The sequence below is a fragment of the Shewanella sp. SM71 genome (genome assembly GCF_025653905.1).
GTDB classification, from domain to species: domain Bacteria; phylum Pseudomonadota; class Gammaproteobacteria; order Enterobacterales; family Shewanellaceae; genus Shewanella; species Shewanella oncorhynchi.
Genome location: NZ_JAKKRW010000004.1, coordinates 85,595 through 100,441, shown reverse-complemented (window position 1 = coordinate 100,441; position 14,847 = coordinate 85,595). Strand labels below are relative to the sequence as shown.

The following is a 14,847-nucleotide window of genomic DNA, read 5'->3' as shown; positions in this document are numbered from 1 at the left end:
GAAAAATCTCAGATGAACGTTTCTCAAGACACTATCTACGCTCAAGCGAGCGAGCATATTAGCGATTTCCAGTTTGATAACCGTGTAGCAGGCGTATTCAGTGACATGATCCGCCGCTCAGTGCCTGGATATGCGCAAATTATCAATACCATAGGCGATTTTGCAGATCGTTTCGTCATGCCAAATACTCAAATTTACGATTTGGGTTGCTCACTCGGTGCCGCGACCTTAAGTATTCGTCGCCAAATCCAAGGCCGCCAATGTCGCATTATTGCTGTAGATAACAGTGAATCTATGGTCGCACGCTGCCAAGAGAACCTGAATGCCTATGTCAGCGATACGGATGTCGATCTGGTTTGCGGTGATATTCGCGATATCGATATTCAAAATGCGTCATTGGTGGTACTCAACTTTACCTTGCAATTTTTACCGCCAGAAGACAGAGAAACCCTGATAGCGAAGATTTATCAAGGTCTGAATCCCGGCGGGATGTTAGTACTATCAGAAAAAATTCGCTTCGAAGATGCCCCGATCCAAACCCTATTGGAAGAGCAACATTTAGACTTTAAACGCGCTAATGGTTACAGTGAACTTGAGATCAGCCAAAAACGCAGTGCGCTGGAAAATGTCATGAAGCCCGACACCTTAACCACGCATCAACAACGACTCACCAGCCAAGGCTTTAGTCACTTTAGTCTCTGGTTCCAATGCTTTAACTTTGCTTCTATGGTGGCCATCAAGTGATCAGCTTTAGCTCGTTTTACCAACAAATCGCCGATTCGAATCTACAGCACTGGCTCGAAACCCTGCCGAGCATTTTAGGCAAGTGGCAACGAGATCATAAACACGGCAACCTGCCAAAGTGGGAAAAAGTGCTCAACAAGCTGCACTATCCAGCACCCGACCAAGTGGATTTTGTTGATAGCGTGACCGTCGGTAGCGGCGAGCAACTTAGCCCAGGCGAAAAAGAGAAGCTTGAAAACCTGCTGCGTTTGTTTATGCCATGGCGTAAAGGCCCCTTCCACATTCATGGCATCCACATCGATACCGAATGGCGCAGTGACTGGAAATGGGACCGCGTTAAGCAACATATTTCGCCGCTGAAAAACCGCACTGTGCTCGATGTCGGTTGCGGCAGTGGTTATCACATGTGGCGCATGTTGGGCTCAGGTGCCAAACGTGTCGTCGGTATCGACCCTTCACCGTTGTTTTTATGTCAGTTTGAAGCCGTCAAACGTTTAGCGGGCACACATCACCCTGTACACCTGTTACCATTGGGTATTGAAGAGCTGCCACCGCTCGATGCATTTGACACGGTTTTCTCCATGGGTGTTTTGTATCACAGACGTTCGCCTATCGATCACTTGTTACAGCTGCGTGATCAATTGCGCACCGGTGGTGAGCTCGTGCTAGAAACCTTGGTGATAGATGGCGACGAAAATGCCGTACTCGTGCCTCAAGATAGATATGGCAAAATGAATAATGTATGGTTCATTCCGTCCGTTGCCGCGCTCATGCTATGGTTAAAAAAGTGTGATTTCACTGATATCCGTTGTGTCGATACCGATGTCACAGCCCTTGCCGAGCAACGCCGTACCGACTGGATGCCCAACGAATCACTGGTTGAATACCTAGATCCTAACGACATCACCAAAACGGTTGAAGGTTATCCTGCGCCCAAACGCGCCACGATTATCGCGGTGAAAAATCAGCCTAATCAGGATTTAAACTAACCTTTTCAGTCTGAAGTAAGCGAATATCAGTCATTGCGTCCTCAAGGTTTGAGTTGGTAATGGCTGATATCAAAAGCCGAAAGATCACCATTCATCTAGTTAATCTGGAATATGTAAGTGTTCAGCAGCTTAGTGTAACTCCTTCCTTGAATAGCAATACATTTGCGACTCCCCCCCTTATCGTTGACATCCAGAACAGAACAGGGTTTCATGCATAACAATGACTTGAAGCTAACTCAATTGGATACTAAGTCAAAGTTAACTCATTCCATCACAGATGCAGAACACATAACCCATGTTAAAACCCACTTTACTGGTTAGCCTGTTTGGCTTGAGCCTTTATGTTACGAATGCCGCCTATGCGGCGCCAAGCCCTGTTCCCCTTTTAGTTGAACAATGCCTGCGTTTGCCAAGTATTGATCTTGCGACTGTGTTCGCCAATGCGCGTTTAACTGCGTCTGAATTAGCCTTGGCCCAGCGCGCGCTTATTTTTGAGCAACAGATGTTAGGGCTTAATAATATCAACGACAGACTCAACTATTACCGTGGGTTTAACTTACCAAGTGAGGAACGCGAGGGTCTACTGCAATGCCAGCTACACCTCGCCGACACCCTGTCGCAACTTCTCAGCCAAACTGAATTGAGCCAACTAGCCTACGCCTTAGCCCAAGGCAATGCAGAACAAATACTACTGAGCCAACAGCTTAAACAATTGCTACAACAACATTGGAGCGCCGAGGAGAAAGCGAAATTACATACTGCACAAGCCAGCATAGGCCAAGGGTTAGGCAGTCAACAATTTAGTCTTGCCTTCAATGGCAGCCAATGCCAACCTGAAGTGACTCAGCAGCAACATCTGCATAAAAAAGAGGATAAAAGTGACGAGCCGAAGCCCGACAGTTCAAAGCAGAGCGACTTTTCTGGCACTATCGCCAGTTACTTACTGACGCAGGAAAACGCCGTATGTCGCCAAAATGTATGGCAGGCCTACCAAGCCAGAGCCAGTGAAACCAATCAAACGGCGTTAGAGCGAATTGCTGAGCAGCGCCAACAAGCCGCCACTGCTGCAGGCTTTACCGATTACAGCGCATTAGTGCTTAGTTCGCAGCAGTTATCGTCCCCTGAATTAGTCAAAGCTTTTCTTGATAGCCAAACCCAAGATCTGCAAGTGGCTCCCTGGGATATTGGGCGAACCCTGTCACAACAAGCATCAGCCAAGGTGCCGACATGGCAAACCTCTGACGTCTTGAGTCGCAGCTTTACTTATCTGCAAGTGTTTGGTTTGCAGTTTGAGACCATAGAAACCGCTAAGGTCGATAAAATACCTGCCGATCCCAATCGGCCACATATCGTCAGGGTCTACCACCAGCAAAGATTGTTAGGTGAAATCTATGTGGCGTATAACCCAAATCCACAGCAAGGTAGTCAACAGCAGACATTGCGTCAAAGTGTACTCGGCCAGCAATTTGGACAACAAGCTTTAGATCTCAAGCCACAGCTGAGTAACTACAAAGACATTGAGCAATTAACCGAGTCTATCGCAGAGGCTGTCACTTCTCTTGCTAAAGCGAGCCATTTCTACCTCAACAATGCCATGGGACAGAGTCAAGATAGCTATTTTGTGGCGAGTCTTTGGTTAGCAGAAGTACTGCGCCATCAACTCTTTCCGCAGTTTGAGCACACCTATTTACAGGAGCGTGAAACACTGGCTAAAGCTTATTCGAAGCAGCTTAAAGTCTTTCGCGCTAAGGTTGCAGTCAACTTTTACCAAAACTCAAGTGCACAAGTCTACCCCGATCTCGGTGCGGAGTTTAATGCTAGCTTTGGTCAAGACTGGCCACAAACACAGGATTATCCTTATAGCTTCAATGCTATCGCCAACGAAGGACCGCTCTACTACCAATCACTCTGGCAAGCATCGCTAGCCCAGCTGATAGCTCAATCCACATTCAACTGCCAAGACAAACTAAAATTATTCAATGTATTAGTCATCAATGAAGACGCTTTAAGCTTCAGTGACCAATTAAAAGCGGTCATTGGCGCCCCCGTTGATAGTTCTGCGCTGATCCAAAGGATCTCAAATAGCGCCGCTTCAGAACATGCTGACAGCTCCAACACCCAAGCTTTCGACGCAATAGGTTCTTGTGCGTTTTAAGTGTGAATGCTTAGGATGTGTTTGTGACTCGCTCGGGCGCAAACACTGAAAATCGTCATGATTAGCCTCTCTATCCCCTCAATAACTTAGCGCGACATAGTTAGCTGTATGTCGTGAAAACGACTGACTCTATGATATTTAATTGAAAAAGTCGTAAGAAGTGGCCACTATAAGCCCCAATCTATCGTTTTTTTGAGATTATAATGACTCGAGCTAAATCTACCTTAGAACAATGGCGTATTTTGCAAGCGGTGGTCGATTTTGGCGGCTATGCCCAAGCGGCCGAAAAACTCAACAAGAGTCAATCGTCACTTAACCATGCCGTTGCCAAATTACAGCATCAGTTAGGTATCGAGCTACTCGAAGTCAAAGGCCGTAAAGCCTATCTCACCCCGCAGGGCGAAGTGCTGCTGCGCCGCTCACGGCATGTCACCCAAGCCGTTAACGAGTTAGAACAACTTGCGAGTAATCTCGAACAAGGGTGGGAGCCGACACTCACGATTGCCCGTGAAATTATCTATCCGATGGAAAGCTTAGTGTGTGCCCTCAATGCGTTTCTACCCCACAGTCGTGGCACTCGAATCATCATGCTGGACTCAGTGATCACCGGCACTCAAGAGCTCATTCTGCAGAGTAAAGTCGATATTGCTATCTGTGCAGGGGTGCCGCCTAAAGGGTATTTATCCGAACCCTTATGTGAACAAGAACTCTACCTCGTCTGTCATCCAAATCACCCACTCGCTGACTTAGGCACAATTGAAGACGATAAACTACTGGCACAATATTTACAGTTAGTGATTAAAGATACTGGAGTGCAATCCAACATTGATATCGGCTGGCTCAAAGCTGAGCAGCGCTGGACTGTCTCTAACTTCCATGAAGCTAAAGTCATTTTAAATCAAGGCATTGGTTTCTGTTGGATCCCCTCTTTCTTAGTCCAAGAAGAATTGGCTTCGGGTAATCTAGTACGTTTACATCTTGAGGGCAGCCAAAAACGTCGCATCATGTTGAGCTTAGTGATCCCTAAAAGAGATCAACAAGGGCCTGCATCAAAACTGCTTGCTTCCTTGATTTTAAAACAGCATGGAATTGAAACGACGAATAGTCATTAACAGCAAGATACAAAAAGAGTTATCAATTCGAGTGAGCCAAATGATAAATGCCAACTGCTGATAAAATGCTTAGTTCTTAGTGGTACTGAGAGGTTGTTTCGAAAAAGATGATGAACAGCGAATCATGGGAATAGTTAAAGCCTAATCTTACACACTAAAGTCGACATAGCGTGCTTGTTGATAACCCAAATATTGCGGCTGAATAAATCCCGTCTCCTGCAAGAGGTCATCCTCAACATATAACTCGCTCTGCAAAGACACATTCGTATTCGCGCTAGCACTGATATTTGAAGACTGCTCATTTACATTGTTTGCGGACAAAACATCCGTAGATTGCAAATTGCTAGGCAGATCATTTGAAGATGCCAGATAAGAAGGCTGAATATTGGCTTGCGACGTCATATCGACACGAGCTGAAGGTCCGGCACTAGCTTGTGCAACCGCGGCATAATAACGGCTTGCAACACTATCGGATCTTGAGATAAAACCCGTCGCTAAATCCGCTGAAGTTGAAGCTTCTCCAAATGCTAAAGTTGCGGTCGGTGGCTCAATCGTTTCCACTGTGGTCGATGTAATGACTGAGTCACTGATATCAGAAGAGGTTTTCGAACCCGTATCAATGACTCTCGTGTTGACCGTTTGCGCTTCGATCGCTTGTTTTAGCTTATCAAGCGCAGTAGAGGCGGGGGTGAATACAGCCTCTTGGGGCTGAACAATATTACCGGACTCATCAACATCTCCCGTCACTACAGGTGTATGTTTTTCTAACGGTGGCAACTCTTTGATTTGTGCATCTGCGTCTATTAATGTTTGAGCCGTTTGCAAGTCAACAATTTGTTTTTGTCGCTCCTCTGCCAGCATCACCTTAGCTTCATTCATTTTTTGCAAGGCTTCCGCGGCAACACGGATATCCGCTGATGACGGGTCAACAGGAGCCATTGCTGCGGCATAAACTTGCTTCATTTTGTTTATCGTTGCAAGCGGGTCGCCTCCCACTGGAGAGACATCAATCTGCACTTCGCCATCGGTGGCGTAACGTTGGCCATCAGCACCCTTTTCATACTTAAAACTCGGGCTCTGAGCGTATTGTCCTCCGACGGTTGCATGGGCATGCTCATGGGCTTTAACCTCTGAATCTCGAGTTTTAAGTTCATCGACTTGCTGTTGCTGTTGAGCCTGTGCTTTTTCTTGGGCTTGTATCTCTTGTTCCTGAGCCTGCTGAACCAGTGATTGCTGCTTTGCCTCTTCCGCTGCTGCTATTTGCTGTTTCCGCGATTCTTCTTCCTGTACTTGCTTTTCAAGCTGATTATCATTTGGAGCAAAGACAGCAGCTAAGACTTGTTGACTATCATCTGGGTTAGACGCTGTCGCAGGAACATCTACAGGACTAGCTTGAGCCTGAGCTTCACCAAAAACTTGAGTAAATTGCTCTAACACAGTCGGTTGAACAACATCATTGCTAGCGGATTGATCTGTGGCTTGCGTAGAGTTTGACTGACCAACAGGCCCAGCACTCGTTGCTACACTCTTATTTACAGCACTCTTATTTACAGAACTGTTGATTGCAGAATCAGTCGTAGTGGGATCAACTAACGCAGCTCCAGTAAAGACAGTTTGTGGTCCAAACACTGCCGCTAAATCAGGCATTATTGGAGAAATATCACCTGTATTGGATGGATTGAAAGCAGGAATATCAGTACCAGTAGTGCCAATTGATGGACTCAGAGGCGTAAAAATATCAACGGGAATATTGCTCGTTACACTGAGATTTGGACTTATTGTAGCCAAGGAATTTACCCCAAGTCCGCTATTACTCGCCCCCGCGACAAGCGAAAATACCTGAGTAGAAATAGGTGCCGCAATCTGTCCCCCGCGCACACCAGAAATGGATCTTGGTCCTGTTAACAAACTAAAACTCGCATCGGCATGTAAGCTCGCTCGATCATTTAACGTATTTACCTGAGGATTGCTCCTTGGCGTTGGTACGGAAAAAGGAGCGACCTCGAGTGCTTGGCTTGCACCATTCAGTACAGGAAGTACAGATGAAACAGCACTAGAGGCAGCAAAAGACACATTCGGTGATAAGTGGAGAGATTGGGAAACGTTAGCAGCTAATGAAGTAATAGGCGTGGCTTGAACTGGAGCAGATGAAGTTCCAGTAACCTGCAGTTCATGGACACCACTCGCTTCAATTTTTGCGGAGCCTGCAGTGTGAGCGCTGGCTCCTTGATAAGTGCTATTAGCGTGACTCTGGCTTATATTCGAGCTGAGCATCTTATCATGTGCCGAAAATGAAGAGGATGGCGCTCCAACCTTAGGTGATAGCGCCACAACCGACATTATATTTACACCTTAATATTAATGATCGAACCTATCGTTTCAGAATCAGTTTCAATCACTTCTGTTGACGCTTCCCCTTGTCTTAATGACTCATTAGCGGTAAGTAATGCCGAGGTTTTATCAGGCTGCGCAACATCTCTTGTAGATTCAGCCGGAGTCGCACTTTGAGTCGGTGTAGGTTTAGCCACATCTATTGTTGCTTGAGTGAGCCCAGATTGAGCACTTTGCAAGCCTTGCAGACCGGATGAATAAGCAGATTGGATTTGCATAACGGTATTCCTGCACGCTGTGATTAATGGGTCAATTATTGACCAATCACCTGCAAAAGTACAGGTTTTATCCGCATTCTCAGCATTTATTTACGGCCAGATTTATCCTGTGATCCAATTAGCTTCCCAATCCTTAAATACGGGATTAAAACCCTGCCGTTGCATCTGTTCGATAACTTGCTCGACACTGCGATCATCGCTTATCTCAAATTGATCGAGTTGACTGTCGGGTGCTTGATAGCCGCCCGGTTGTGTCGAACTACCCGCACTGATTTGAGTAATTCCAAGTGGCAAAAGATTATCCCTCAGCTCAGGGCTTTCCCTTGTCGACATACTGATATCAAGCTGATGATTAAAAAGTCTAAATGCACAAATCATTTGCACTAAACCTAAATCCGATAGCATAACTTTTGGGGTGATCCCGCCAGTACAAGGCCTTAACCTTGGCAGCGAAATACTAAAGCGAGTGCGCCAATAGCGACGCTCTAAATAGTCAAGATGATATCCCATCATTAACGCATCTAAACGCCAATCATCCAGCCCCAGTAATACCCCAAGACCAATTTTATCGACCCCCGCCGCCGCAACTCTATCCGGTGTTGCTAAGCGATAGGCAAAATCCATTTTTTTACCTCGGGAATGATGGCTAGCATAAGTCTCGGGCTGATAGGTCTCCTGATAAATCATCACAGCATCTAAACCTAGCGCGACTAACTGGCGATAATGGTCCTCACTCATGGGCTGAACCTCCATCGCCAAATGGCTAAATTGCTGCTTTACCAGAGGCAACATTTGCTTGAAATAATCGATACCAACCTTAGTTTCATGCTCACCTGACACCAGTAAAATAGAATCGAAGCCCCTATCTTTGATAATGGCTATTTCAGCCATCAACTCTTGCTCATTCAAGGTTTTGCGTTTGAGTTTGTTACTCATGCTAAAGCCACAGTAATCACACTCATTAGCGCACAGATTCGAGACGTATAGCGGTAAATACATGCCCAGATTCGCGCCAAATCGCTGCCGCGTAAGCGCCGCTGAACGTTGTGCCATGGTTTCGATATAAGGTTCCGCCGCAGGTGATAACAAGGCCAGTAAGCTACGTAAATCTCCTGCTGGACTCACTAACGCCCGCTCAACATCTTGGGCAGTGCAAGAATACAAATCGAGTAACAGTTTATCCCGTGGGATGTTGGTAAATTCCGCGACAAAACTCATTGGTTTAAAAATCCTGTTAGAGGACTAGTATGTACCGCGCCCGTTTGTACTCGGCCAAGCCCAGCTTCAAAGGCCCGTCTGCCGCATTGCACCGCCTCCTTAAAACACTCGGCCATCACTATCGGCGACGCGCTGCTGGCGATGGCGGTGTTGACGAGCACCGCATCGGCGCCCAGCTCCATTGCCCGCGCAGCCTGCGAAGGTGCGCCAATGCCGGCATCGATCACCACTGGCACCCGCGCCTGCTCTATGATGATTTTTAAAAAGCTTTCAGTGACTAAACCTTGATTACTGCCAATCGGACTCGCCAGTGGCATAACCGCGGCGCAGCCCACTTCTTCTAAACGACGGCACAGCACAGGATCGGCATGCACGTAGGGCAACACGATAAAGCCTTTCTCACAGAGGATTCTAGCCGCCTCTAAGGTTTCTATCGCATCGGGCATTAGGTACTTAGGATCCGGGTGGATTTCGAGCTTAATCCAATGAGTTCCCAGCATTTCACGGGCAAGCTCAGCCGCAAACACCGCTTCCTTGGCGTTTCTCGCCCCCGAAGTGTTAGGCAATAGCCGGACACCCGCTTGACGTAACGGCGTGAGTAAATCATCAAGCCCCATTTTAAAATCAATTCTTTTCATCGCAACTGTCACTAACTGCGATTTTGAAGCCGTTATCGCCTCAAGCATCACTTGGCTATTGCTGAATTTTCCCGTTCCGGTAAATAACCGTGATTCAAACTCCACATCGGCAATCATTAACATACTAGCCTCCCGCTACAGCTGAAAAAAGTTCCAATTTATCTTCATGTTGGCAGAGAATAGATTGCCAGCGATTACGCGGAATCACCTCAGCATTCAACACGATAGCAACCGAATCGAGTGCAATATTTTGTGCGAGGATCACAGCCTCGAGTGACGTCGGTTCAGATAACGACTGCGGGAGATTGTTTATGTGAATTAAAATCATATCAAACCTCAAGATTATCTTTATTTGATGATAGATAAGCCCCTTTGGGACCACACACGTCACAGTGGGGATCCCGCGTTAATACAGCAGCAGTCCACGCAAGTGATTTAGCGTCAAAGCGCCAAAAACGCCCCAACAAGGCATTTTTCGGTTCATCACAACCGCTGTCCACACTCAGCAAGAGTTGCATTGCCACCAAAGATTGCATTGACGCCATCACGCCCACGCTCGGCCCGAGTACGCCTTGGGTACTGCAGCTCTGCGACACTCTCGTCTGTGCGGGGAAAATACAGTGATAGCAACCACCAGAGGGGAGCTGCATTTGATCGACCGCAAACAATTGGCCGCTAAATGCTGCGATTGACGCACTAACTAAAGGTAAAGCAACTTCGATACAGCAGCGATTAATGAATTGGTGAGTCTCAAAGTTATCTGTGCAGTCAAGCACGAGCACTCTTTTACCCTGTTGTTTTAATTGTAAAACCTCAGCGAAGTGATGAGCTGATGTCTCAGCACTAAATGCTGTTTCATGGGCAGTAACAGTGCACTGCGGAGCTAAGCCTTTGAGCTTTTGCTTGGCAACTCGCGCCTTATTGAGTCCAATGTCGGCATCGGTGAATAGCAATTGTCTTGGTAGATTCGAAACTTCAACCTTATCCATGTCGATTAAGGTCAAGTTGCCAATGCCAGCACAAGCCAGATACTGCGCCGCCAATTGCCCTAAGCCGCCAAGCCCTACAATAACAACGCTGGCGTCGACCAATTGCAATTGCCCTGCCTCACCGACCTCTGGCAATAAGACTTGCCGAGAATAACGCATGAAATCAGCATCACTGAGTGTATGAGCGCTTTGGGTTCCGTCGCAAAGAACCTCTGCGTAAGAAAACGGTGTTTTTTTACTCATGCTTAGCAACCAACTCATACTTTACAGCCAGTTCTTCAGACAAGCTAAATTGCTCCCAAGCTTGGCTCAGCTCTGCAAATGCTGCGACTGGATCCTGAGCCTCGGTTATAGCCCGCACCACAGCAATATTGCCCACCCCTGTGGCTTTCACCTTTGCCAGATTATCTAAATCAATACCGCCAATGGCGACCAAGGGATAATGGTCTTGGAGTAACGCCACATAGTGTTTAAGTTTTGCGAGCCCTTGGGGCGCCGAAGGCATTTGCTTCGTCGTGGTTGGGAATATATGCCCAAGGGCGATGTAAGATGGCGAATATTGATGCGCCAATAGCAACTCGAAATAACTGTGGCTGGATATACCTAATGCGAGCCCTGCCGACTGAATGGCCGCTAAGTCGGTAACGGCGAGATCTTCTTGGCCTAAATGTACCCCAAAGGCATGGTATTTTATCGCTAACTGCCAGTGATCATTGATAAAAAGCTGCGCATTAAAATGCTTACCTAAGGCAATGGCCGTTTGAATTTGTGCTTCTAATTCCGAGCCAACTAGCTCTGATTCGCCGAACTCACTCATATCTGTTTTTATCCGTAACTGCACGGTTTTAACGCCCGCAACTAACAAACTTTCCAGCATGGTTAAATCACTCACCACGGGATAAACACCAAGATCGGCATCGAGAATTTTAAAACCGTGGGATGAGATGTATTGCGGCAGCGTCGAGGCTATTCTTACCTGAGCGGTTGCCTGATCTGTTGCAGATAAAACTGTTGCAACTAAATCACTTCTAATATCAAGGTGTTGGTTGAGTTGATGACTAATAAAATTGCCATCACACAGCCTTATCTTTGCATAGCGGGACAAGTCATTGGGCCACCCCATACGGGCCAACGGCCCTGGACCTTGCCCTAAGCCAATTGCCGCGCTTAAGCCATGACTCACATAGGCTTTCGCAACGACCACCGCATCTTGCAATACAAAACCCTGCGCTAACACGGCGGTAATGGCCGATGACAGAGTGCAGCCGCTACCATGATTATGACGAGTATTAACCCGCTGGCTTGCCAACCAGAAACGCCCATTTTGATGCAGCTCAGAGCTAGCGCGTACTTGATGGCAAACCAGATAATCCTCGGCAAGCTCAAAATCCCAGCCGTTGCTATCGAGAGTGCTAACATGAACGTTAGCCTGAGTTTGAGCATGAGTATCATCAAGAATATCAGTGCTACCACTCACATCGCCCCCTTTAGCGAGCACACTGCAATCTAAACTCTGGGATAAAGCCTGTGCTGCAGCAGCGAATTGTGCTTTCGTTGAAACATCACTGTGAGTTAACCGCCCAAGTTCAAGCACATTGGGTGTGATAAGTTCGATTAAACCTTTGAAAGGCCTAAAATCTAAGGCTGATTTAGCCGTACTTTTTATATCCTGACAGTTATCTACTGCTAATGCATCGCCACAACTGGCGACCATCACAGGATCGACAATGACAGGCACAGATGAATAGTGGATTTTAAAACTCGCGATCCAATCTGCCAGCAATGCCACTTGAGTTTGATCTGCCAGTAAGCCGATTTTAATTGCTTTGGGTGGCAAGTCTGAAAGTAAAGTGGTCAACTGAGCCATTAACATCGCCGCTGATACGGGCTCGACTAAAGTGACCGCCACTGAGCTTTGCGCCGTCACTGTGGTGATCACGCTGCAACCGTGACAACCCAAATCTTGAATCGTGGCCAAGTCCGCCTGAATACCGGCACCGCCGCCGCTGTCTGAACCAGCTATAGTCCAAACAATCGCGGGGCGCTCGGTATTCATGGGCAATTTCCCCCCATGAATACCCTGCATAATTAGGCTTCCTCAGCTTCGGCGACGAGCTTGTCTTTAACGTGATAAATCTCGGCGCCCGAGGCAGCAAATTGTGCCGATTTTAGCGCCATTGCCGCTTCCAACTCCTGCGGCGTCTTGATTGTGACTTGCATAGCTTGGGCAGCCGCTTCAACTTGCTCCGCCTTCGCTTGTGCCGCCTCTAAGCCAGCGGCATAGGCGCGAACATCTTGGGTGATTTTCATCGAACAAAATTTAGGGCCGCACATAGAGCAAAAATGCGCGACTTTAGCGGATTCCTGCGGTAAAGATTCATCGTGATAAGCACGCGCGGTTTCAGGATCGAGTCCTAAATTATATTGATCTTCCCAGCGGAATTCGAAACGCGCCTTTGCCAGCGCATTGTCACGAATTTGCGCACTCGGATGACCTTTGGCCACATCGGCGGCGTGGGCAGCAATCTTATAAGCAATCAAACCTTGCTTAACATCTTGTTTATTCGGTAATCCTAAGTGTTCTTTTGGTGTTACATAACACAACATGGCGCAGCCGTACCAAGCTATCATGGCCGCGCCTATGCCGGAGGTGAAATGATCATACCCAGGGGCGATATCGGTGATTTGTGGGCCAAGGGTGTAAAACGGCGCTTCGTCGCAGTGAACTAACTGCTTGTCCATGTTCTCTTTAATAAGCTGCATCGGGATATGTCCCGGCCCTTCGATAATGGTTTGTACGTCGTATTCCCACGCGATTTTGACTAGCTCACCTAAGGTTTCAAGCTCTGCAAACTGGGCAGCATCATTAGCGTCGGCAATCGATCCGGGACGCATGCCATCACCTAAAGACAGGGATACATCGTAAGCGACGCAAAGCTCACAAATCTCACGAAAATGGCTGTAGAGGAAGTTTTCCTTGTGGTGACTCAGGCACCATTTAGCCATGATTGAACCGCCGCGGGAAACGATCCCAGTAACGCGTTTAGCCGTCATAGGTACATAACGAAGCAGCACACCAGCATGAATAGTAAAGTAATCAACACCTTGCTCAGCTTGTTCAATCAAGGTATCGCGGAACACTTCCCAGGTTAAATCCTCTGCCACGCCGTTCACTTTCTCCAGCGCTTGATAAATCGGCACTGTGCCAATGGGCACTGGCGAGTTACGGATGATCCACTCGCGGGTTTCGTGGATATAACGACCTGTGGATAAATCCATTACCGTATCTGCGCCCCAACGGGTAGACCAGACGAGCTTTTCCACTTCTTCCTCGATGGAAGAGGTCACCGCCGAATTACCGATATTGGCGTTCACTTTCACCAGAAAGTTACGCCCGATGATCATAGGTTCGGCTTCGGGATGGTTAATATTCAGCGGAATAATCGCGCGGCCACGGGCGACTTCAGCGCGGACAAATTCGGCGGTAATCGGTTCGCCGACTAAGGCACCAAAAGCTTCGCCCTTGGCTTTACGATTGAGGATTTCATCCTGTACTTGCGCAAGTGCCATGTTCTCGCGGATCGCCACATATTCCATTTCGGGCGTGATAATCCCTTGACGGGCATAGTGTAATTGACTGACTCGTTTACCCTGCAGCGCTCTGCGTGGGCGGACAATTGCACTCGAACCCGCCTCAAAACGCAGATGTTCTAAACCGTCATCGGCGAGTCTTTGTTGGGTAAAATCGGAGGTCGCGCAGTGTAATTGCTCTGTGTCGTTGCGGGCTAGAATCCAGTTTTGTCTTAATTTACCAAGGCCTAGACGCACATTGATGTCAGCCTCAGGATCGGAATAAGGTCCAGCGCAATCGTACACGCGGATTGGCGGATTTTTTTCCATGATAGGCGCATCATCAGTACCACCAACAAGCGTGTCAGTCTGCAGAATTTGCCGCATACCAACGCGTATATCGGCACTGGAACCTTCAAGATAAATCTTTTGTGAATTAGGATGTTGCAGCGGCGCTAACGTATCGATAAAGGCTTGAGCCTGCGCGCGAGTTTCGCGGCGACTTGGCGCCTTAGGCACGGTTGATTGACTAGACTCAGTCGATTTATTAGGGATTGTCGATTCTGGCGCTGTGATTTCTATCGCATTGGCAGCTACAGCTGGGTTTGGGTTTGAACTGGACATAAGCAATCTCACGTTAAAAAATGGAGTTGCTTGTCTGGAGAATTGAGTTGTTGATAGCTGGACATGGCAATCAATTTTTGTGGCCAACACTGGCTTCAAAAATTGAGTTACCCTGCTCAATAACGATTAAATCTAAACATTAAGGCTTAAAACACTGCTGAGTAAACAGGTGTTCAAGCCGTCTATTTTAGCGATTTAA

Annotated in this window: 12 protein-coding genes; 4 read left to right on the top strand and 8 right to left on the bottom strand. The window is 47.4% G+C overall.

Features of this window, described 5'->3' with window-relative positions; translation table 11 throughout:
• The first annotated feature begins 12 nt into the window (after window positions 1–12).
• From cmoA to L5L97_RS05370, 4 genes are all read left to right on the top strand, one after another.
• Window positions 13–744, top strand: a complete 732-nt coding sequence (gene cmoA / locus L5L97_RS05385; RefSeq protein ID WP_263161336.1) for a carboxy-S-adenosyl-L-methionine synthase CmoA — start codon at window positions 13–15, stop codon at window positions 742–744.
• Window positions 741–1,733 carry a tRNA 5-methoxyuridine(34)/uridine 5-oxyacetic acid(34) synthase CmoB gene (gene cmoB / locus L5L97_RS05380; protein WP_263161339.1) on the top strand — a complete coding sequence of 331 codons (993 nt, stop codon included), beginning with the start codon at window positions 741–743 and terminating at the stop codon, window positions 1,731–1,733. Before cmoA ends, cmoB begins: the two co-directional genes overlap by 4 nt.
• Before the next feature lie 295 nt (window positions 1,734–2,028).
• Window positions 2,029–3,888 (top strand): M3 family metallopeptidase, encoded by a 1,860-nt coding sequence (locus L5L97_RS05375; RefSeq protein ID WP_263161343.1) that lies wholly within the window; start codon window positions 2,029–2,031, stop codon window positions 3,886–3,888.
• A gap of 203 nt (window positions 3,889–4,091) precedes the next feature.
• Window positions 4,092–5,000: a LysR family transcriptional regulator gene (locus L5L97_RS05370; RefSeq protein WP_105252571.1), complete on the top strand. Its 909-nt coding sequence runs from the start codon at window positions 4,092–4,094 to the stop codon at window positions 4,998–5,000.
• Window positions 5,001–5,147: 147 nt separating this feature from the next.
• Here L5L97_RS05370 and L5L97_RS05365 read toward each other — a convergent pair whose 3' ends face one another.
• The 8 genes from L5L97_RS05365 to thiC all read right to left on the bottom strand — a co-directional run bounded on the left by L5L97_RS05365 (window position 5,148) and on the right by thiC (window position 14,648).
• Complete coding sequence (locus L5L97_RS05365) at window positions 5,148–7,340, bottom strand: putative metalloprotease CJM1_0395 family protein (protein ID WP_263181353.1); 2,193 nt, start codon at window positions 7,338–7,340, stop codon at window positions 5,148–5,150.
• Between the two features lie 5 nt (window positions 7,341–7,345).
• Window positions 7,346–7,609 carry a chemotaxis protein gene (locus tag L5L97_RS05360; protein WP_173244710.1) on the bottom strand — a complete coding sequence of 88 codons (264 nt, stop codon included), beginning with the start codon at window positions 7,607–7,609 and terminating at the stop codon, window positions 7,346–7,348.
• Between the two features lie 102 nt (window positions 7,610–7,711).
• Window positions 7,712–8,827, bottom strand: a complete 1,116-nt coding sequence (gene thiH / locus L5L97_RS05355; RefSeq protein WP_263181352.1) for a 2-iminoacetate synthase ThiH — start codon at window positions 8,825–8,827, stop codon at window positions 7,712–7,714.
• The gene (locus L5L97_RS05350) at window positions 8,824–9,588 is read right to left on the bottom strand and encodes a thiazole synthase (RefSeq protein ID WP_263181351.1); all 765 of its coding nucleotides are present in this window, start codon (window positions 9,586–9,588) and stop codon (window positions 8,824–8,826) included. Before L5L97_RS05350 ends, thiH begins: the two co-directional genes overlap by 4 nt.
• Window position 9,589: 1 nt before the next feature.
• Complete coding sequence (thiS, locus tag L5L97_RS05345; RefSeq protein ID WP_173244701.1) at window positions 9,590–9,793, bottom strand: sulfur carrier protein ThiS; 204 nt, start codon at window positions 9,791–9,793, stop codon at window positions 9,590–9,592.
• 1 nt (window position 9,794) lies between these two features.
• On the bottom strand, window positions 9,795–10,697 hold the full coding sequence (locus tag L5L97_RS05340; RefSeq protein ID WP_263181350.1) for a HesA/MoeB/ThiF family protein: 903 nt from the start codon (window positions 10,695–10,697) through the stop codon (window positions 9,795–9,797).
• Window positions 10,690–12,540 carry a thiamine phosphate synthase gene (thiE, locus tag L5L97_RS05335; protein WP_263181348.1) on the bottom strand — a complete coding sequence of 617 codons (1,851 nt, stop codon included), beginning with the start codon at window positions 12,538–12,540 and terminating at the stop codon, window positions 10,690–10,692. Before thiE ends, L5L97_RS05340 begins: the two co-directional genes overlap by 8 nt.
• Before the next feature lie 2 nt (window positions 12,541–12,542).
• Window positions 12,543–14,648 carry a phosphomethylpyrimidine synthase ThiC gene (gene thiC / locus L5L97_RS05330; RefSeq protein ID WP_263181347.1) on the bottom strand — a complete coding sequence of 702 codons (2,106 nt, stop codon included), beginning with the start codon at window positions 14,646–14,648 and terminating at the stop codon, window positions 12,543–12,545.
• Between the last annotated feature and the right edge of the window lie 199 nt (window positions 14,649–14,847).

Bases quoted from the DNA above. Each gene is read 5' to 3' on its own strand.
- L5L97_RS05370 (WP_105252571.1), top strand. From the start codon at position 4,092: ATGACTCGAGCTAAATCTACCTTAGAACAATGGCGTATTTTGCAAGCG.
- L5L97_RS05350 (WP_263181351.1), bottom strand. From the start codon at position 9,588: ATGTTAATGATTGCCGATGTGGAGTTTGAATCACGGTTATTTACCGGA.
- cmoA (WP_263161336.1), top strand. From the start codon at position 13: ATGAACGTTTCTCAAGACACTATCTACGCTCAAGCGAGCGAGCATATT.
- L5L97_RS05365 (WP_263181353.1), bottom strand. From the start codon at position 7,340: ATGTCGGTTGTGGCGCTATCACCTAAGGTTGGAGCGCCATCCTCTTCA.
- L5L97_RS05375 (WP_263161343.1), top strand. From the start codon at position 2,029: ATGTTAAAACCCACTTTACTGGTTAGCCTGTTTGGCTTGAGCCTTTAT.
- L5L97_RS05360 (WP_173244710.1), bottom strand. From the start codon at position 7,609: ATGCAAATCCAATCTGCTTATTCATCCGGTCTGCAAGGCTTGCAAAGT.
- L5L97_RS05340 (WP_263181350.1), bottom strand. From the start codon at position 10,697: ATGAGTAAAAAAACACCGTTTTCTTACGCAGAGGTTCTTTGCGACGGA.
- thiH (WP_263181352.1), bottom strand. From the start codon at position 8,827: ATGAGTTTTGTCGCGGAATTTACCAACATCCCACGGGATAAACTGTTA.
- thiS (WP_173244701.1), bottom strand. From the start codon at position 9,793: ATGATTTTAATTCACATAAACAATCTCCCGCAGTCGTTATCTGAACCG.
- thiC (WP_263181347.1), bottom strand. From the start codon at position 14,648: ATGTCCAGTTCAAACCCAAACCCAGCTGTAGCTGCCAATGCGATAGAA.
- thiE (WP_263181348.1), bottom strand. From the start codon at position 12,540: ATGCAGGGTATTCATGGGGGGAAATTGCCCATGAATACCGAGCGCCCC.